Here is a 270-nt window from a genome sequence, read left to right on the forward strand (position 1 = left end):
GCTATGCGTGCGTTCGGTTATGACGCCGACAAATGCTTGACTAAGAAATCGATGGCACTCCGTAGCATGGCCGTGGGCCGCAACTCGCGCGAATGGACGAGATGCATCGGCGTATGTACGTGGCTCCATTCGGGCAGTACCGGCACGAGGCGGCCTTCGGCGAGATCGTTTTCCAGCAGCAGGTCCGGTTGCAGCACGATGCCCGTGCCGCGCAGGGCCGCGGCGCGCAACGCTCGACCGTCGTTCGCAGTGAAGCGACCTTCCACCGGC

At 63.7% G+C, this 270-nt stretch carries 1 protein-coding gene; it reads right to left on the reverse strand.

The features are described from left to right. Positions 1–17: 17 nt before the first annotated feature. On the reverse strand, positions 18–270 hold a 253-nt coding region (locus SB772_RS41285; protein WP_410838687.1), incomplete at its 5' end, for a LysR substrate-binding domain-containing protein.

Source organism: Paraburkholderia sp. SIMBA_030 (assembly GCF_046535245.1).
Lineage (GTDB): Bacteria > Pseudomonadota > Gammaproteobacteria > Burkholderiales > Burkholderiaceae > Paraburkholderia.